The organism is Deltaproteobacteria bacterium, from assembly GCA_029210625.1.
In the GTDB taxonomy this organism is placed as follows: domain Bacteria; phylum Myxococcota; class Myxococcia; order SLRQ01; family SLRQ01; genus JARGFU01.
On the sequence record JARGFU010000017.1, the window covers coordinates 78,736 to 97,460 of the forward strand.

General features: G+C 70.9%; 13 protein-coding genes. 9 read left to right on the forward strand and 4 right to left on the reverse strand.

Features of this window, described 5'->3' with window-relative positions; genetic code table 11:
* The first annotated feature begins 22 nt into the window (after positions 1-22).
* Entirely contained in the window at positions 23-1,327 is a 1,305-nt protein-coding gene (locus tag P1V51_16580; protein MDF1564661.1) for an AgmX/PglI C-terminal domain-containing protein, read from the forward strand.
* Here P1V51_16580 and P1V51_16585 read toward each other — a convergent pair whose 3' ends face one another.
* Together P1V51_16585 and uvrA are read right to left on the reverse strand one after the other, a co-directional pair.
* The gene (locus tag P1V51_16585; protein ID MDF1564662.1) at positions 1,328-2,107 is read right to left on the reverse strand and encodes a phosphatase PAP2 family protein; all 780 of its coding nucleotides are present in this window, start codon (positions 2,105-2,107) and stop codon (positions 1,328-1,330) included.
* Positions 2,104-4,989 carry an excinuclease ABC subunit UvrA gene (uvrA, locus tag P1V51_16590; protein ID MDF1564663.1) on the reverse strand — a complete coding sequence of 962 codons (2,886 nt, stop codon included), beginning with the start codon at positions 4,987-4,989 and terminating at the stop codon, positions 2,104-2,106. The genes P1V51_16585 and uvrA overlap by 4 nt, the downstream gene beginning before the upstream one ends.
* Positions 4,990-5,189: 200 nt before the next feature.
* Between uvrA and P1V51_16595 the strand changes: the two genes are divergently transcribed.
* From P1V51_16595 to P1V51_16605, 3 genes are all read left to right on the forward strand, one after another.
* Entirely contained in the window at positions 5,190-6,614 is a 1,425-nt protein-coding gene (locus tag P1V51_16595; protein MDF1564664.1) for a multicopper oxidase family protein, read from the forward strand.
* 109 nt (positions 6,615-6,723) lie between these two features.
* Positions 6,724-8,154, forward strand: coding sequence for a multicopper oxidase family protein (locus tag P1V51_16600; protein ID MDF1564665.1), 1,431 nt, complete (start codon positions 6,724-6,726; stop codon positions 8,152-8,154).
* Positions 8,155-8,289: 135 nt separating this feature from the next.
* Positions 8,290-10,137, forward strand: coding sequence for an MFS transporter (locus P1V51_16605; protein MDF1564666.1), 1,848 nt, complete (start codon positions 8,290-8,292; stop codon positions 10,135-10,137).
* Positions 10,138-10,156: 19 nt separating this feature from the next.
* Here P1V51_16605 and P1V51_16610 read toward each other — a convergent pair whose 3' ends face one another.
* Entirely contained in the window at positions 10,157-10,654 is a 498-nt protein-coding gene (locus P1V51_16610) for a MarR family transcriptional regulator (protein MDF1564667.1), read from the reverse strand.
* A 120-nt stretch (positions 10,655-10,774) separates the two neighbouring features.
* Here P1V51_16610 and P1V51_16615 point away from each other — a divergent pair, with 120 nt between their 5' ends.
* Entirely contained in the window at positions 10,775-11,674 is a 900-nt protein-coding gene (locus P1V51_16615; GenBank protein ID MDF1564668.1) for a GNAT family N-acetyltransferase, read from the forward strand.
* A 17-nt stretch (positions 11,675-11,691) separates the two neighbouring features.
* The gene (locus P1V51_16620) at positions 11,692-12,735 is read left to right on the forward strand and encodes a histone deacetylase family protein (GenBank protein MDF1564669.1); all 1,044 of its coding nucleotides are present in this window, start codon (positions 11,692-11,694) and stop codon (positions 12,733-12,735) included.
* Between the two features lie 3 nt (positions 12,736-12,738).
* Here the strand turns inward: P1V51_16620 and P1V51_16625 are convergent, their stop codons facing one another.
* A complete protein-coding gene (locus tag P1V51_16625) occupies positions 12,739-14,133 on the reverse strand; it encodes a sodium:solute symporter family protein (GenBank protein ID MDF1564670.1) in 1,395 nt (464 codons plus the stop codon).
* 119 nt (positions 14,134-14,252) lie between these two features.
* Here P1V51_16625 and P1V51_16630 point away from each other — a divergent pair, with 119 nt between their 5' ends.
* From P1V51_16630 to rpsU, 3 genes are all read left to right on the forward strand, one after another.
* Positions 14,253-16,286, forward strand: coding sequence for a metallophosphoesterase (locus tag P1V51_16630; GenBank protein MDF1564671.1), 2,034 nt, complete (start codon positions 14,253-14,255; stop codon positions 16,284-16,286).
* On the forward strand, positions 16,283-18,376 hold the full coding sequence (locus P1V51_16635; GenBank protein MDF1564672.1) for a serine/threonine protein kinase: 2,094 nt from the start codon (positions 16,283-16,285) through the stop codon (positions 18,374-18,376). The genes P1V51_16630 and P1V51_16635 overlap by 4 nt, the downstream gene beginning before the upstream one ends.
* Positions 18,377-18,499: 123 nt before the next feature.
* Positions 18,500-18,691, forward strand: coding sequence for a 30S ribosomal protein S21 (gene rpsU, locus P1V51_16640; GenBank protein MDF1564673.1), 192 nt, complete (start codon positions 18,500-18,502; stop codon positions 18,689-18,691).
* Positions 18,692-18,725: the final 34 nt, after the last annotated feature.

Below are 18,725 nucleotides of genomic sequence, written 5' to 3' on the forward strand. Positions count from 1 at the left end.
CGGCCACAAGACCCGAGCGATCCTGTTCACGGACATCAAGGGCTACTCGGCCCTGATGGGCCGGGACGAGCCCCTGGCGCTCTCCCTCCTCGAGGAGCACAACGCCATCCTCGTGCCCGTGATCGAGCGCCACGGTGGCGAGATCATCAAGTTCATCGGGGACGCCATCCTGGCGATCTTCGAGAGCGCCCGGGACGGGGTGCGGGCCGCGGTGGAGGGGCAACGGGCGCTGGCCGAGCGCAACCGCGAGCTCCCCGAGGAGCGCCGGATCCTGGTGCGCATGGGGCTCCACGTCGGCGACGTCAGCTTGCGCGACGGGGACGCCTTCGGCGACGGAGTGAACATCGCCTCCCGCCTCGAGCCCCTCGCCGATCCGGGCGGGCTCTGCGTCTCGCAGACGGTCCGGGACATGGTGGCGGCCCACCCCGAGTTCGTCCTGGAGTCGATGGGGCAGCGGACCCTGAAGAACATCCAGCACCCGGTCGAGCTCTATCGGGTCCGGATCGAGCCGGGCCTCTCCGCTCCGTCGCCGGCGGCGCCGAGGTCCGGCCCGCGCTCGAGAGCCTGGGGGGTGGCCGCCGCGCTCGCGGTGGTCGCGGTGGGCGTCCTCCTGACGATCCTGGGCCGGGAGCCTGGGACCACGGCGGCGCCAGCCCCTTCGCCTCGCGAGGAGCTGCGCCAGGTCCTGGCCGACCGCGCGGGTACGATGCGGATCGGCCTGATCCCGCTGGAGCCCGTCGGGACCGAGGCCTCGCTGGCGCGCGCCATGGGGATGCACCTCCAGGGCCGGCTGGCCGAATTGCCGAACGCGGAGGTGCGCGTCGTGCCCTCGACGGAGGCGGCCGGGGAGGGTGCGCACGTCATCCGCGGCGCGGTCGGGGCCCTGGGCTCGAAGCTGATGCTCAACCTCGAGCGGGTCGATGGCGCCGAGGGGGTCGTCTCCCGGGTCTACCGGGATGCCGACGATCTGGATGCGCTGGTGGCGTCGGTCGACGAGGCCCTCCTCGACCTGCTGGTCCGCAAGGTGCCGGAGCCCTCGTCCGAGACCATGGTCCGGATCATCCGGGAGCGCCTCGGCGAGGTGCGGAACTGCTACGAGAAGATCCTGGCGGACCACCCGGACGCGGAGGGCAAGCTGACCGTGGAGTGGGGCGTCGCCCCCTCCGGGCGGACCCGGGACGTGACCATCGCCGAGGACGAGATCGGGGTCCCGGAGCTCGACCGCTGCGTCCGGGAGGCGATGGGGCGCTGGCTCTTCCCGGCCACCGCGAAGGGGCTCGGCAAGGTGAGGTACCCCCTGAGCTTCGCGAGCTCGGCGGACGACTGATCAGCGGGCCGGGAGGCGGCCGGCGGCCCACCAGGCGCCGATGCCCAGGCCCACGCCGGAGAGCACGTCGAGGAGGTAGTGCTGGTGGGTGAAGAGGGTGGAGAGGCAGATGATCGCGCAGGTGATCCCGGCCCAGAGCCCCAGCCCCCGGTGGGTGCCGCGCAGGGAGAGGGCGCCGCAGGTGGCCAGCGCGCAGTGGGCCGAGGGTAGGCAGTTGGCCGCCGGGTCGGTGGCGTAGACCTGGCCGAGCACCCAGCTGCCCAGGTCGCCCGCCCCTTCCGGGGGCAGGACGCGGATCGTCGCCACCGGCCAGGCGAGCCAGACGGCCACGCTCACTCCGAGCATCAGGCCCATGGCCAGCGCCAGCCGCTTCAGCGCAGCCGCGCTGGGGTGGAGGAACCAGGGCAGGGCGTTGAAGGGGTGGACCGCGACGTAGATCACCGAGAAGGCGGGGGTCACCGGCAGCCAGGAGAGGACGGGGTCGGGCAGGGTGTGGTGGCGGCTCTCGGGGATGAGCGCCCCGAGCACGAAGTAGGACGAGCCCCAGCACAGCACGTTGATCACCCCGGCCAGGGCCCAGCCGCCGCCGGGGCCGCCCTCGAGGGGGTGGCCGAGGCGACGCCAGAGCAGGGCCAGGGCGAGGCCCGGGCCGGCGAGGAGGATCCCCACCACCCCCGGCGTCACCGGGAGGGGGAGCCCGAGGAGGAGGAGGAGGGTGGCGAGCTCGCAGAGGACGACGACGGCGAGGAGGTAGAGCCCGAGCCCCCGCCGCAGGCTCAACGGCGGGCCCTCCGGGCTGCCTTCTTGCGGGGGCTGCGCTTCGCCCCGGGCAAGAGCGCCCGCAGCGCCTCGCCGGTGTGGCTCTGCGCGAAGCCGGCGACCTCCTCGGGGGTGCCGACGGCGACGATCTCGCCGCCCTCGTCGCCGCCCTCGGGGCCCAGGTCGATGATCCAGTCCGCGCACTTGATGACGTCGAGGTTGTGCTCGATCACCAGCACGGTGTTGCCCGCGTCGACCAGGCGGTCGAGGACGCCGAGCAGCTTCTGGATGTCGGCGAAGTGCAGGCCGGTGGTGGGCTCGTCGAGGACGTAGAGGGTCCGGCCGGTGGAGGCCCGCGCCAGCTCGCGAGAGAGCTTCACCCGCTGGGCCTCGCCGCCGGAGAGGGTGGGGGAGGGCTGGCCGAGGTGGATGTAGCCGAGGCCCACGTCCTCGAGGGTGCGCAGGATCTTCACGATCTCCTTGTGGGCCGCGAAGTGCTCGAGGGCCTCGTTCACCGACATCTCGAGGACCTCGGCGATGTTCTTCCCCTTGTAGCGGACCCGCAGGGTGGCCTCGTTGAAGCGCAGCCCGTTGCAGACCTCGCAGGGGACGTAGACGTCGGCGAGGAAGTGCATCTCGACCATCCGCACCCCGTCGCCGCTGCAGGCGTCGCAGCGCCCGCCCTTCACGTTGAAGGAGAAGCGGCCGGGCTGGTAGCCGTAGGCCCTCGCCTCGGGGGTCGTGGCGAAGACCTTGCGGATGGCGTCGAAGACCTTGGTGTAGGTCGCCGGGTTGGAGCGAGGCGTCCGGCCGATGGGCTTCTGGTCGATGTGGATGACCTTGTCGAGGTGTTCGAGGCCGGCGACCGCCTTGTGCTTGCCCACCACCACCCGGGAGGCGTGGAGGGTGCGCATCAGCTGGGGGATGAGGATCTGGGTGACGAGGGTGGACTTCCCCGCGCCCGAGACGCCGGTGACGGCGACCAGCCCGCCCAGGGGGATGGTGACGTCGACGTCCTTGAGGTTGTGCTCGGTGGCGCCGAGGATCTGGATGCTCTCCGGTCCGATCGCGCGCCGCTCCTCGGGGATCTCGATGCTCTCCCTGCCCGTCAGGAAGGCGCCGGTGAGGGAGCGAGGATGGGCCTTCACCTCCTCGGGGGTGCCCGCGGCCACGACCTCGCCGCCGAGGCGACCGGCGCCGGGGCCGAAGTCCACGAGGTAGTCGGCGGCCTCCATGGTCTCCTGGTCGTGCTCGACCACCAGCACGGAGTTGCCGATGTCCCGCAGGCGCTCGAGGGTGCGCAGCAGGCGGCCGTTGTCCCGGGCGTGGAGGCCGATCGAGGGCTCGTCGAGGACGTAGATGACGCCGGTCAGCTCCGAGCCCAGCTGGCTGGCCAGGCGGATCCGCTGGGCCTCGCCGCCGGAGAGGGAGGGGCCGGCGCGATCGAGGGTGAGGTAGCCGAGGCCCACGTCGTGGAGGAAGCGCAGGCGGCCGCCGATCTCCTTGAGGAGCTCGCTGGCGATGACGGTCTCGGTCTCGGTCAGCTCGATGGTCTCGAAGAAGTGCTTGGCGTCGCGGATGGTCATCGAGGAGATCTCGATGATCGAGCGGCCGCCGACCCGCACCGCCTGGCTCTCGGGGCGCAGGCGCCCGCCCTCGCAGTCGTGGCAGGGCTTGGTGGAGAAGTACTTGAGGTAGTACTTCCGCATCCCGTCGGAGGTGGTCTCCTTGAAGCGCCGCATCAGGCGGTTCACCACGCCCTCGAAGCGCACCCGCCGGCGCCGGTGGCGGCTCTTCACCGCGACCTGCTCGCCGTAGGTGCCGTGGAGGATCAGCTCGCGCTTGCCCGCGGCGAGCTTCTCCCAGGGCCGGTCGAGGTCGATCTCGTAGGCGTCGGTGAGGGCGGTGATGAAGTCGAAGGTCCAGCCCTCCTCGCGCACCATCGCCGAGGCCCAGGGCTCGACCGCGCCCTCGCGGATGGAGCGGGTGGGGTCCGGGACGATGAGGTCGGGATCCATCTCGTTGCGCGTGCCCAGGCCGTTGCAGGACTCGCAGAAGCCCAGGGGCGAGTTGAAGGAGAAGGTGTGGGGGCGCAGCTCCGGGAAGGAGATGCCGCAGGTGGTGCAGGCGAGGTGGGCGGAGAAGACCCGCTCGCCCTCGGCCACGAAGGCTCCCGCGTCGTCGACGGTGGCCACGCTGATCGTTCCGCCGCCCGCCTTCAGGGCCGTCTCGACCGAGTCGGTGAGGCGGGCCTTCTGGCTGCTGCCGATGACCAGGCGATCGACCACGATCTCGATGGTGTGCTTCTTCTTCTTCTCGAGGGTGATCTCCTCGTCGAGGCGGTGGAGCGCGCCGTCGACGCGCACCCGGGCGAAGCCCTGGTTCTTCACGTCGGCCAGCAGCTCGCGGTGCTCGCCCTTCCGGGCGACGGCGATGGGGGCCAGGAGGTAGGCGCGCTGCCCGGCCTCCATGGCCTCGATCTCCTCGACGATCTGCTGGGCGCCCTGCTTGCCGACCCGCTGCCCGCACTGGTGGCAGTACTGCACGCCGATGCTGGCGAAGAGCACCCGCAGGTAGTCGTGGATCTCGGTGATGGTCCCGACGGTGGAGCGGGGGTTGTTGGAGGCCGCCTTCTGCTCGATGGCGATGGTCGGCGAGAGACCCTTGATGGTCTCGAAGTGGGGCTTCTCCATCTGCCCCAGGAACTGCCGGGCATAGGAGGAGAGGCTCTCCACGTAGCGGCGCTGTCCCTCGGCGTAGAGGGTGTCGAAGGCCAGCGAGGACTTGCCCGAGCCCGAGACACCGGTGAGGACCACCAGCTGCTTCTTGGGCAGGGTGACGTCGATGCCCTTCAGGTTGTGCTCCCGGGCGCCCCGGATGACGATGGTATCGGGCTCCATGATCTCGCTCTCGCTCGCTCCTCTTAGGATCCGCTGCAGCCCCTAGCCAAGGCCCGCGGCCGGCAGGAGCAACTACGGTACATATGTTTAGTGACTCGGGGGGCCCCTGACGAGCCCCGAGTTGCAGAATTCCGGGCGGGCACCAAGCTAGGGCGCGACCACGGGGGTCTCGGGGGGGCCGAACCAGCCGGGGAGAAGAAGAATTGGGGTCCTTCCACGTCCGTCCCGCGTCTCTGACGCGCTCGTCGATCTGTGTCTTCCTGGCCTCGGCCAGCCTCGCCTGCGGGCCGGCCGCCATGCCGCCCGTCGAGGAGCCGGTCCTCGCCCTCCCGCCCCTGATGTGGGGCGGGGTGGCCGCCGAGGATCTCGATCCCGACCCCGACGTGGTGGAGGTGTCGCTGCGGGCCGAGGAGCGCGCCCTCGATCTGGGCGGCGGCAAGGTCCTGCCGATGTTCACCTACAACGGGCTCTTCCCGGGCCCGCGGATCGAGGCGAAGGTCGGTGACGAGGTCGTCGTGCACTTCTTCAACGACCTCGACACGCCGCAGACGATCCACTGGCACGGCCTGCGGATCTCCGACCAGATGGACGGCTCGCCCCGGATCCAGGATCCGGTCGAGCCCGGCGGCTCCTTCGAGTACCGCTTCGTCGTCCCGGACGCGGGCACCTACTGGTACCACCCCCACGTCCGCTCGAACGTGGGCGTCGAGCGCGGCCTCCAGGGCGCGCTGGTGGTCCACGACCCGGCCGATCCCCACTTCGATCTCGAGCGGGTGCTCGTGCTCGACGACCTGCTCCTGGGGATGGACGGGAACCCTCCCCCCTTCCTGGCGACGCCGATGGAGCAGCGCCACGGCCGCCAGGGCAACGTGATGCTGACCAACGGCCAGCTCGGGGGGACCGTCACGGCCGAGGCCGAGGTGGGCCAGGTGGAGCGCTGGCGCCTCGTGAACAGCGCCAACGCCCGGACCATGGTCCTCACCGTGGCGGGGGCCTCCTTCTGGGTGGTGGGCACCGACGGGGGGCGCCTCCCGGAGCCCTACCGCACCAGCCGGCTCACCCTCACCACGGGGCAGCGCTACGACCTGCAGGTCCACTACGAGACCCCGGGGCGAGTGACCCTCGTCAACCGCATGACGAACCACGACATGCAGGGCAACCACGTCATGGTGGTGGAGGAGAGCTTCTCGGTCTCCGTCCTCGACACCCGCCGGGCCCCCACCGAGATCGTCTGGGCGCCGATGGCGGACTTCCCCGAGCGCGCCATCGATCGCTGGGAGGAGATGATCTTCGACCTGGTGCAGGGGGACGACGGCCTGGAGTGGCGGATCAACGGGCGCACCAACCCCATGCGGCCGATCTACACCTTCGAGGAGGGGGACACCGTCTCCCTGCGTCTGCGTAACGAGTCGGATCACGAGCACCCCTTCCACCTCCACGGGCAGTTCTTCGAGATCGCCGGCACGGCCAACCCGGGCCTGAAGGACACCGTGCTCGTCACGGCCTGGAGCGATGTGTTGATCACGGCCTACCTCGACAACCCGGGCCGCTGGATGGCCCACTGCCACAACCTCGAGCACGCCGAGCTGGGGATGATGGCCGAGATCCTCATCAACCCGGCCCCCTGACCCGGTCAGGTGTCTTGACGGTCGGTTGCGGGGCGCCCGCGGGGGTCCATCCTTGGGCCTGGCCGCCAGGGACCGCTCCGGTCCTCGGGCGCCCGTTGGGGAGAGTCACATGAAGCCGATGTCCGTCCGCCGTCCCTCCGTCCTGATTCCTTCGATCGCCGCCGCGCTGCTCCTCGGGAGCACCGCCTGCGGGGCCGAGCCCACCCCGGAGCTCCCCGGGGGCGACACGCCGGAGGTGCTCGCGCCGGTCGTCTGGGGCGGGGAGGTGGCAAAGGACGTCGATCCCGATCCGGACGTGGTCGAGGTCTGGCTGACCTCGGAGGAGAAGGAGATCGATCTGGGCGGCGGCACGGTGCTGCCGATGCTCACCTACAACGGCCTCTACCCGGGCCCCCGCATCGAGGCGAAGGTGGGCGACGAGGTGGTGGTCCACTTCGTCAACGGCCTCCGGGAGCCCCAGACGATCCACTGGCACGGCCTGCGGATCTCCGACCAGATGGACGGCTCGCCGCGCATCCAGTCCCCGGTGGAGCCCGGCGACTCCTTCGAGTACCGCTTCGTCGTCCCGGAGGCGGGCACCTTCTGGTACCACCCGCACGTGCGCTCGAACGTGGCGGTGGAGCGGGGCCTGCAGGGCGCGCTGGTCGTCCACGACCCGGCCGATCCCCACTTCGATCTGGAGCGGGTGATCGTGGTCGACGACCTGCTGCTGAACGCCGATGGCACCCTGGCCAGCTTCTTCGGCAGCCACATGGAGGGGATGCACGGGCGCTGGGGCAACGTGCTGCTCACCAACGGCCGCTTCTCCGAGCTCGCCACCGGCGAGGCCGTGGTGGGCCAGGCCGAGCGCTGGCGGATCGTGAACACCGCGAACGCCCGCACCATGAGCCTCTCGGTCGAGGGCGCCGACTTCTGGGTGGTGGGCACCGACGGCGGTCGCCTGCCGACCCCCTACCGCAGCAGCCGGATCACGGTGGCGGTGGGGCAGCGCTACGACCTCGAGGTGCACTACGACGCCGTGGGCGAGGTGAGGCTCTACAACCATGTCCTCTCCTCCGATGCCCAGGGCAACACCGTCGAGCTGGCGCTGCCCAACCTGGTCGTCGACGTGGTGGACACCGCTCGCGCCCCGACCGAGATCGTCTGGGCGCCGAAGGACGCCCTCCCCGAGCGGAGCGTCGATCGCAGCGAGGAGCTGGTCTTCGACGCCGTGCAGGGCGCGAACGGCCTCGAGTGGCGGATCAACGGCGTCTCCCACGGGATGGAGCCCCTCTTCACCTTCGCCGAGGGCGAGACGGTCGAGCTGCTCCTGCGCAACACCCTGGGGCCCGAGCACCCCTTCCACCTCCACGGTCAGTTCTTCGCGATCGCGGGGACCGCCCAGCCCGGCCTGAAGGACACGGTGCTGGTGCCGGGGATGAGCGACGTGCGCATCACGGCCTTCATGGACAACCCGGGACGGTGGATGGCCCACTGCCACATCCTCGAGCACGCCGAGCTCGGGATGATGTCCGAGATCGTCGTCACGCCGGCCCCCTAGGGTCGCCGGCCCAGGTCGTCACGCGCGAGCGCCCCGGCCGCCTTGATGGCCCCGGGGCTCGATGCGAGTATGCGCGCCGCCAGGCGCGGGATCGGTCGATCCGGTGCCCCTTCGTGTACCCAGGAGACGATCGAGATGACCGCTCTGAGAGACCCCTTCGCGACCGGAACCGTGGTCCACACCAACGCCTACCGTATCCGGCGCTTCCTGAACTGGTTCCCCCTCGGGCTCACCTACGCCTTCCTCTACATGGGGCGGTACAACCTGACCGTCGCCAAGACCGAGCTCGGCAGCCTGATGACGAAGGAGGACTTCGGCATCATCTTCGGTGTCGGAACGGTCACCTACGGCTTCGCCTTCCTCCTGAACGGTCCGCTCACCGACCGCTTCGGGGGCAAGAAGGCCATGCTGGTCGCGGCCCTCGGCTCGGGGCTCATGAACCTGATCATGGGCTACGCGATCTGGACCCTCGCGGGGAACCCGACGAGCGACATCAGCATCCGGGTGCTCTTCTCCTTCCTCTACGCGGCGAACATGTACTTCCAGTCCTTCGGGGCGGTCGCGATCGTGAAGGTGAACGCCTCCTGGTTCCACGTGAAGGAGCGAGGAGGCTTCTCGGGGATCTTCGGCACGATGATCTCCTCGGGCATCTTCCTCGCGTTCACGGTCAACGGCTGGATCGTGGATCTGACCCGGACCGCCGGCTCGGCGCAGACCTGGTGGGTCTTCTTCGCTCCCACGATCGCCCTCTGGGCGATGTTCGTGATCGAGCTCATCCTCCTCAAGGATCGCCCGGGTCAGGCGGGCCACGAGGACATCGAGACCGGTGACGACGACTCGGGCGACGACGGCAGCCCGATCAGCACCTGGGCGATCCTCAGGCGGATCTTCACCCACCCGATCATCCTCACCGTGGCGTTCATCGAGTTCTGCACCGGCGTGCTGCGCAACGGCGTGATGCACTGGTTCCCGATCTACGCCAAGGAGGTCTGGGTCCTGCCGAGCGACCACTGGCTGGTCTACGGAAACTGGGGTGAGCTCTACACGATCCTGCCCTTCTTCGGGGTGGCCGCGGTCCTCATGATCATCGGCGGCATCCGCAAGCAGAAGGGCAAGCCCTCGGCGGTCTTCTGGTCCCTGGGCGGCGTCCTCTTCCTGGTGCCCTTCATGCAGGGCGGCTGGGGTGGCCTCCTGATGGTCGCCGGCGTCATCGGCGGCAACGTGGCGGGCTGGGTGAGCGACATCGTCTTCCAGAGCCGGCGGGCGCCGGTGGCGGCCCTGCTCTACGGCCTGCTCTGCGTGGCCTCCGTCGGCATGTTCTTCAGCCTCGGCTCCACGACCAACGAGGTGTCCTGGGCCAAGGAGGGGAAGACCCAGCTGCAGCCCGGCGACGTGATCACCGAGGTGAACGGCCAGGCGACCGAGGACTGGACCGACATCTCGAGAGAAGTGGCCTGCCTCCCGGCCGCCTGCGAGGGCGACGCGAAGTGGGACACCGAGAAGTGCTGGTGCTCGACCAAGCCCAAGCTCACCGCCGACGACCTGAAGGTCAGCACCGGCGTCATCCCGGTCGTGGTGCAGCGCGGGGGTGAGACCCTCACGTTGGAGCTGAAGGATCCCAAGCCCAAGATGCGGGCGGGTGACAAGCGCAAGCTCCCGGCGGGGCCGGTCCTGCCTCTCTCCCCCACCTGGCTCGGGGTGATCGTCTTCCTGATGAGCCTGGCGGTCATCGGCACCCACGGCCTGCTCTCGGGCACCGCCACCATGGACTTCGGCGGGAAGCGGGGCGCGGCCACCGCGGTCGGCGCCATCGACGGCTTCGTCTACCTCGGGACCGGGCTGCAGTCCTTCTCCCTCGGGATCATCACCTCCTGGGATTGGAGCTACTGGCCCGTGTTCCTCTTCCCCTTCGGGCTGCTCGGTCTCTACCTGCTGACCCGGATCTGGAACGCCGTGCCCAAGGGCAAGAAGGCGGCCCACTGATCGCGGGCGGGCGGCGGCTTCAGGCGCGGACGTCCGACCCCGGCGTCAGCAGCGGCGCGGCGTCGAGCTCGGTGGCGTCCATCAGCCCCGAGATCCGGCGCAGCGCATCCAGCAGCTCGAGCCGCTCCTCGGGCTCGAGGGCGAGCAGGCGCTCGACGAAGCTCTCCTGCAGAGGGATGGGCAGGGTCTGGTAGCGCTCGGCGCCCGCGGCCGTCAGCGCCAGGCAGACCTTGCGGCGGTCCTTCTCCTGCCGCGTGCGGGTGATCAGCTCGGAGCGGACCAGCCGGTCGAGGATCCGGGAGGTGGTCGCCGGGGAGAGGTGCACCTGGTTGCCCACCTGGGCCACCGTGATCTCCTCCCCGCGCTCCTCCAGCTCTCCGATGGCCTTGAGGCACATCAGTTGAGGCACCGTCAGCCCCACATCCCGGGAGAGGAGCTTGGAGTGCTCGGAGATCCGGCGGACGATCTGGCGGATGGCCCGGAGGACCTCGTGGGCGATGTCGGCCTCGCTCGGCATGGGGGCTCCGTGGGTCGAGGGGAGGGGTCAGCCATAGCACGGGCCCCCGGGCCGACCCAGCAGGTCGTGCCCCACAAAGACTTGAGGGACAAAGGTTGCTGTGACAATTATATTGGCAACATGTATTCCTGCAGTACGACCGTGGTGCCCGTCCATGCTCTCTCACCCGAGGATCCGCGTCCCCGGGGCTTCCCGGTGAAGATCCCCCTCCCGGAGGAGGCGCCGGTGACCGCCCGGGTGGACCTCTACTCGGACCGGCTGCGCTGCGATCACCCGCGCGCCCACAACGGGGAGGCCCTCGGGCTGGCGCTGGTGGCCGAGGCCGAGGAGCAGCGCCGGGGAAGGATCGTCGTCCTGGCCAGCGAGGAGGTCTCCGAGGGCCTCGAGGCGGTGGGCTACGAGACCGAAGCGGTGATGCCCGGCTTCTACCGCGGCGAGGACGACTGCGCGGTGCTGGCCTACGCCCTCGACGGTGAGCGCAGCGATGGCGGGCACCCCCTGGAGGTGGCGCGGGTCGACGCCCTGATCGAGCGCGGGCCTCGCCCCGGCCGGACCCACCTGCCGGTGGAGACCCACCGCGCGACCCCCGCGGACGCGCCGGAGATCGCCGAGCTGATCGCCGAGACCTTCGAGCAGTACCCGACACCGAGCGGCAACCCGGAGTACATCGCCGGGGCCATCGAGGAGGGCACCCCCTTCCGGGTGGTCCGCGATCAGGGCGAGGTCGTGGCCTGCGCCAGCGCCGATCTGATCCGCGAGGCGCGCACCGCCGAGCTCACCGACTGCGCCACCCTGCCGGAGGCGCGCGGGCGGGGCTACCTGCAGGCCATCCTCGAGGATCTGATGGGCGACCTGCGGGACCTGGACTACCCGACCGCCTTCACCCTGGCCCGGGCGCGCATCGCCGGGGTGAACCTGGCCTTCCAGCGCCTCGACTTCGAGTACCGCGGCCGGATGACCCGCTCGTGCCGGATCGGTGAGGGGCTCGAGGACATGAACGTGTGGAGCCGGAGCCTCTAGGGCGCTAGGTTCGAGCCGTGCCAGCCCCGATCCCCGTCTACTTCCACGACGCCCAGCTCGCGTTCAAGCCGCGCTACGAGTGGGCCTTCGGCGAGAAGATCGATCACCCGGAGACCACGGCGCGGGCCGAGTCGATCCTCGCAGCGGTGCGGGCCGCCCCGGAAGACTTCGAGCGGCGCGTGCCCCGCGAGGTTCCCCTCGGCGCCCTGCGGGCCCTGCACAACTACAGCCTGTTGACCCTCTACAACACGGCGGCCAAGGAGCTGGCCGAGGGCGAGACCTTCTCGCCGATGGTCTTCCCCCGCCACCGCGACGGCACCGGCGATCCCACCAACCTCCACCAGGCCGGGGCCTTCTGCTTCGACTCGGGTACGCCCCTGGCGAGGAACACCTGGGAGGCGGCGGCCTGGAGCGCCGCCTGCGCCCGGGACGCGGCCGCCGAGGTGAGCGGCGGCCGCCACCGCCTGACCTACGCCCTCTCGCGCCCTCCCGGACACCACGCCACCCGCGCCTCCTTCGGCGGCTACTGCTACTTCGCCAACGCGGCGGTGGCGGCCCGCCTGCTCAAGCGCAAGGGGAGGGTGGCGGTGGTGGACATCGACTTCCACCACGGCAACGGCACCCAGAACATCTTCTACCGCACGGCCGGCGTCTTCACGCTCTCCGTTCACGGTGATCCCCGCGAGGTCTTCCCCTACTTCGCCGGCTACGCCTCCGAGACCGGCGCCGGGCCGGGCCTGGGCTTCAACCTGAACATCCCCCTGCCGATGGGTCTCGACGGCGAGGCCTACCTGCGGGTGATCGACGACCACGTCCTGCCAGCCGTGCAGCACTTCGCGCCGGACGCCCTGGTGCTCGCCGCGGGCTTCGACACCTACAAGAAGGATCCGGTGGGGCACTTCCAGCTCGAGCGCGGTGACTACCAGGCGCTGGGCGAGCGCTTCGGCCGCCTCGGCCTGCCCACGGTGGTGGTGCAGGAGGGCGGCTACCACGCCGCGGATCTGGGCAAGCTCGCGACGACCTTCCTGCGCGGGGTGCAGGCGGGCCTGGCCGCGAGCTAGCGATCAGGCGCGCGCCTCGCGGGGCGAGAGCAGGGTGAGGACGATCAGCACCGCCGCCGAGGCGAGGATCGCCGGGATCACCGGATCGGGGCCGGGCGCCCAGGCCGGGACGAGGTTCAGGGTGACGGCCACGCCGCCGCCGACCAGCATGCTCCAGAAGGCGGCCCGGGCGCCGGTCCGAGGCCAGAGCAGCCCGGCCAGGGTGGGGACGAAGAGGCCCGAGACCATGAAGGCGTAGGCGAGGAGCACCGCGTCGAGCACGCCGGGGAGGGCCAGCGCGACGCCGACCGAGAGGGCGCCGACCAGCAGGGTCAGGGCGCGCGAGAGCTTCAGGAGGCGCGCCTCGCTGGCGCGCTCACCGAGGTGAGGCTCGATGAGGTCGCCCACCAGGTTGCCCACCGAGGCCAGCAGGCAGCTGTCGGCCGTGGACATGATGGCCGAGAAGTACGCGGCCATCAGGATGCCCACGACGCCGACCGGCAGGACCTCGCGGATGAGCATCGGCAGGCCCAGCTCCGGCTCGACCTCGGGGAAGAGGATCCGGGCGAAGACGCCGAGGGTGACCCCGAGGAAGGCGATGAGCGGCCACTCGAAGAGCCCGGCCAGGTAGAAGGCGCGCCGGGCGGTCTTCACGTCCCGGCTGGCGTAGATGCGCTGGTAGAGGGTGTTGCCCACGAACCAGATGGGGATGATGGTCACCGCCCAGACCAGCAGGGTCTGCCCGTCGACGTTCGAGAGCGAGAGGTGGCCCTCGGGCAGCCCGGCGCGGAGCCCCTCGAGGCCGCCCACCGCTTCGAAGCCGAAAGGAAGCCCGAAGAAGAGCAGGCCGCCGAAGAGCACCGCCCACTGGAGGGTGTCGGTGTAGACCACCGCCTCGAGCCCGCCGAGGGTGGTGTAGAGGATGACGATCGCCGCCATCACCAGCACCGCGGTGGTCAGGTCGATCTGGAAGGCCACCGAGGAGAGCTTGGCGCCGGCGAGGATCTGGGCCCCGACGAAGGCGGCGTAGCCCACCGCCGAGACCACCGCCGCCAGGGTGCGGGTGCGGCCGTCGAAGCGGTGCTCGAGGTAGTCGGGGAAGGTGGTCCACCCCAGCTCCTCGCCCAGGGGCTTCACCCGGGGGATGATCAGCACCGCCGCGATCCAGGCGCCCACCAGGCCGGTGAAGAGGAGCCAGGAGCCCGAGAGGCCCATCGTGAAGCCCAGGCCTCCCAGCCCGATGGAGAAGCCCCCACCCACGTCGGTGGCGACGATGGAGAGGCCGAGGTGGCCGGCGCCCATCCGCCGGTTCCCCACGAAGTAGGCGTCGGTATCGGTCTGCCGCCGCAGGAAGTAGAGCCCCACGCCGACGAGGACGAGGCCGTAGCCGGCCACGATGGCCAGGTCCCAGCCGCTCATCGCTTCCGATCCTCACGAGTGCGCATGATGATTGCTACACTAACTATTGCTTGTGCAGCTTGATCTCAAGGAGAGGGTCCGCTCTTGCGCCTCGACGGAGACCTGCGAGACTCGCGCAGATGCGACTCGCGATCCTTGCCGGGGTGATCGCGCTGGGGGCGCCGCTGCCGGCGGCGGCGCAGAGGATCGTCCGGGGTCCCTATCTCCAGCGGGGTGCGCCCACCGAGATGACGGTGGTGTGGCGCACCGACGAGCCCACGGCGGGGGTGGTCCACTTCGGACCCTCCCCCGGCTCGCAGGAGGGCACGGTGCGGGTCGACGAGGCCGCCACCCAGCACGAGGTCCGCCTCACCGGCCTCGCACCGGCGACCCGCTACTACTACTCGGTGGGGGACGGCGCCGGGCTCTCGACCGACACCGACGATCCCACCTTCTTCTTCGAGACCTCACCCGAGGCGGGCTCGGTCACCCGCTTCCGGGCGTGGATCGTCGGCGACTCGGGCACCGGCGACGGCCGCCAGGCCGCGGCGCGCAACGGCATGTACAAGGTCGCCGGCCGCGATCCCCCGGAGCTCTTCCTGCACCTCGGAGACATGGCCTACACCGACGGCAAGGAGGTCGAGTTCCAGACCCGCTTCTTCGAGCCCTACTTCCTCACCCTCCGCAACACGGTGACCTGGCCGACCCTCGGCAACCACGAGGGCAACAGCTCCGACTCGGCCAGCGAGTCCGGGCCCTACTTCGACGCCTACGTCCTGCCCCGGGCCGCGGAGGCCGGTGGCCTGCCCACGGGCACCGAGGCCTACTACAGCTTCGACCACGCCAACGTGCACTTCGTGGTCCTCGACTCGCACCACTCCTCCCGGGCGGTGGACGGGGCGATGCTGACCTGGCTGCGGGAGGATCTCGCGGCCACCTCCCGCACCTGGATCGTCGCCTACTGGCACCACCCTCCCTACTCGAAGGGCAGCCACGACTCGGACACCGAGAGCCAGCTGATCGAGATGCGGGAGAACGCCCTGCCGATCCTGGAGGAGGCGGGCGTCGATCTGGTGCTGGCCGGCCACTCCCACATCTACGAGCGCTCCTACCTGGTCGCCGGCGCCTACGAGACCCCCACGACGGCCGACGGGAAGATCCTCGACGGCCGCGACGGGAAGCTCGGCGGGGAGGGCGCCTACGTGAAGGGGCCCGCCTCGCTGGCCCGCGACGGCGCGGTCTACGTGGTGGCCGGACACGGCGGGGCGAGCATCAGCCAGGACGGGATGCACCCCCTCATGTACTTCGCCGAGACCGAGCTGGGCTCGTGCCTCCTCGACGTCGAGGGCAACCACCTCACCCTGCGCAACCTGCGCCACGACGGGGAGATCACCGACACCTTCACCCTGGTGAAAGGAGAGGCCTTCCTCGTCACCGCCCCCGATGGAGGCGAGCGCCTCGCGGCGGGGAGCACCACCCCCCTCACCTGGAGCACGGTGGGCAGCGCGGCCACGGTCGATCTCCACTACAGCCTCGACGACGGGAGGACCTGGCAGCCCCTGGCCACCGGCGTCGCCAACGACGGCAGCCACGACTGGACCCTGCCCGACGCCAGCAGCGAGACCCTGCGGGTGCGGGTGAGCGATCCCGCGGGCCGGGTGGCGGCGGACGGCTCGGACGGCAGCGCGACCCTCTACCAGGGCAGCGACCCGGGCCCGGGCAACCACCCGCCGGTGGTCCTGCCGGTGGGGGAGCTCCAGGTCGTGCAGGACACCCTCGTGGTCCTGCAGATCCGCAGCATCGATCCCGACGGCGATCCGGTGCGCTATGCGGTCGAGCCCCTGCCCGACGGCGCCACCCTCGACGCTCCCTCGGGGCTCTTCACCTGGGTGCCCGACGCCGATCAGAGCGGGCGCTGGTGGCTCGAGTTCTCCGCCGAGGACGATCAGGGCGCCCGGGGGACCGGGGTCGGCGCGGTGATCGTGCAGGACGGCGCCGGAGGGATCGGCGACGCCGGCAACTGGCCCGAGGACGGGGACAGCGACGCCGGTGCGCCCTCTCCCCCTCCGAAGACCTGCAAGTGCACCCAGATGGTCGAGCCGGGGCCGGGCGCGCTCACCCTCCTCGGGCTGCTGCTGCTGGCGTGGACCCGGCAGCGGGGAGCGCGGGCGTGAGCGACCTTCCGGCCACCATCGGTCCCTACGAGATCGTCCGCCGCCTCGGGGTCGGGGGCATGGCCGAGGTCTTCGAGGCCCGGGCCCACCGGGCGGCGGGGGTGGTACAGCCGGTCTGCGTGAAGCGGATTCTGCCCGCCTACACCAGCGATCGCCGCTTCGTGAAGCTCTTCGTGCGGGAGGCGCGGGTCTCCTTCGTGCTCCACCACGGCAAGATCGCGCAGGTCTTCGACTTCGGGCACGAGGAGGGCGAGGTCTACCTGGCGATGGAGCTGGTGGACGGTCGCTCGGTCTCGGAGCTGCTGCGCCGCCTCGGCCAGGCCGGTCGAGCGATGCCCCTCGCGCACGCCCTCAAGATCGTCACCGACGTCCTCGAGGCCCTCGAGCACGCCCACACCCGCACCCACGAGAGCGGGGAGCCGCTGGGGATCGTCCACCGCGACGTCTCGCCCCAGAACGTGCTGGTCGCCTTCGAGGGGCAGGTGAAGCTGGTCGACTTCGGCATCGCCCGGGCGCTGGCGCAGGCCGGGCGCGAGGGCCCCGGCGGAGTGCAGGGCAAGCTGCCCTACCTCCCACCGGAGCAGGCGCGGGGGGACGAGGTGGACCTGCGCTCGGACCTCTACTCGGCCGGCGCGCTCCTCTTCGAGCTGCTGGCCGGGCGGCCCCCCTACGTCGGGACCGCCGAGGCCGCGCGGGCGGCCCTCCTCCTGGGCCGCATTCCCCAGCTCGCCGAGGTGGCGCCGGGGATCGATCCGGCCCTGGCGGATCTGGTGAGCTGGGCGATGGAGCCGCGCCCCGAGGACCGGCCCGCCTCCGCCGCCGAGCTGGCGGAGGCCCTCCTCTCCTGGGCGCGCGCGGCGGGGGAGCTGGCCAGCGAGCGGGAGCTGGGCGAGCTGATGCGCTTCGGCTTCGCCGACGAGCTCTCCGGATCGGGCCGGGAGGTCGCCCTGCCGCCCGACTACGAGCTGACCCTCCACCGCCGGGCGCCCCGCCTCGCCGCGGGCGGGGGCCGCCCCTGGACCGCCGGGCGGGTGGTCGAGGTCGCCCTCCTGGCCCTCGTGCCCCTGGCCGTCCTGGTGGGGGCCTTCTGGTGGGCGGCGGTCCCCGACACCCCGCCCTGGAACATGGAGGTCCGCAGCCGGCCGCCCGGCGCGAGGATCCTGGTGGACGGGATCGACACCGGCCTGGCCACCGACGCATTCCTGCAGGACCTCGACCGCGCCACGCCCCGCCGGATCCGCCTGGAGCTGCCCTCCTACCAGCCCCTCGAGCAGCTGGCGGAGCCGGGCACCTCGGTGCTGGCCCTCACCCTGCGGCCCCAGCTGCAGGTCCAGGTGAAGCCCAGGCCTCCCCCGGAGGTGGAGCCGCCACCGGAGCCCCTGCCCCAGATGCGGGTGGAGGAGCGGGAGGGGGGACACCTCGACCTCACTCTCGACCTCGCCCGGCCGGCGGTCGACGCCGGCAGCTGGACCCTGAACTGGGTGGACGTGGATCCGCGGCGCCGCCACTTCCTGACGGTGAGCGGCGACGTGTTGGTGGTGATCGGCCGGCAGCAGGACGTCGGCTTCTGGCTGGCCCGGGACGGCGCGGGGGGTCACCTCGGCAGCGGGCTGGTCCGCCCCGACCAGAAGGTGCGGCTCCCGCCCGGGACCGCCCGCCTGGGCCTGGGGGTGCTGGACGGCGACTCCTGCCACAACAACGCCGATCACCTGCGCATCCGGATCCAGAGCCCGGGGAGGAGCCAGGCCGTCCGGGTGGACGGCCGGGCCCACTGCATCAGCCTGGGGGGGCGGGGCCTGCCCCAGCTCTCGAATCTGGACGGAGAGGCCATCTACGAGGTCTCCTACCGGGCTCCGGAGGGTGGGCCCGCCTACATCGTGCTGGGCTACGCCGGGGGGAACCTGATGTCCCTCTCCCGGGACCCCGGGGACTCGCTGCAACATCTGCACCCGGGGGAGACCGTCAGGCTCCCCTACGTCCAGGAGGTGGTCCTGGTCCGCCTCGAGGCGAACCTGGCGGGGAGCCCCGAGGCCCGGATCCACCTCGAGCACCGGCCCGGTGCCGGCATGAAAGCCTTCGAAACGCCTTGACAGGGGCGCCTGACCCCATAAGGTGGCGGGTTCTAGGTTTCGTCGCCACAGCCGCCCGGGGGCCGAAGGATCCGATGATCGGGTCCCCGAGCGAGTTTCGAGATGAGAGGCAGGTGATAGTCAATGACCAGCGTACGCCTCAAGGAAGGCGAGTCCTTCGAGGGCGCGATGCGGCGCTTCAAGAAGAGTTGTGAGAAGGCCGGCATTCTCTCCGAGATTCGCAAGCGCGAGCACTACGAGAAGCCCAGCGTCAAGAAGAAGAAGAAGGCCATCGCGGCTCGCAAGCGCACCGGCAAGAAGATCCGCCGGCGCTAGCAGCACCCGCACTCACGATCGTCTCGGGTAGCGA

What these genes read in the sequence shown, in the direction of transcription:
- P1V51_16600 (MDF1564665.1), top strand. Translation starts at nt 6,724, where the DNA reads ATGAAGCCGATGTCCGTCCGCCGTCCCTCCGTCCTGATTCCTTCGATC.
- P1V51_16605 (MDF1564666.1), top strand. Translation starts at nt 8,290, where the DNA reads ATGACCGCTCTGAGAGACCCCTTCGCGACCGGAACCGTGGTCCACACC.
- P1V51_16610 (MDF1564667.1), bottom strand. Translation starts at nt 10,654, where the DNA reads ATGCCGAGCGAGGCCGACATCGCCCACGAGGTCCTCCGGGCCATCCGC.
- P1V51_16615 (MDF1564668.1), top strand. Translation starts at nt 10,775, where the DNA reads ATGTATTCCTGCAGTACGACCGTGGTGCCCGTCCATGCTCTCTCACCC.
- P1V51_16625 (MDF1564670.1), bottom strand. Translation starts at nt 14,133, where the DNA reads ATGAGCGGCTGGGACCTGGCCATCGTGGCCGGCTACGGCCTCGTCCTC.
- P1V51_16630 (MDF1564671.1), top strand. Translation starts at nt 14,253, where the DNA reads ATGCGACTCGCGATCCTTGCCGGGGTGATCGCGCTGGGGGCGCCGCTG.
- rpsU (MDF1564673.1), top strand. Translation starts at nt 18,500, where the DNA reads ATGACCAGCGTACGCCTCAAGGAAGGCGAGTCCTTCGAGGGCGCGATG.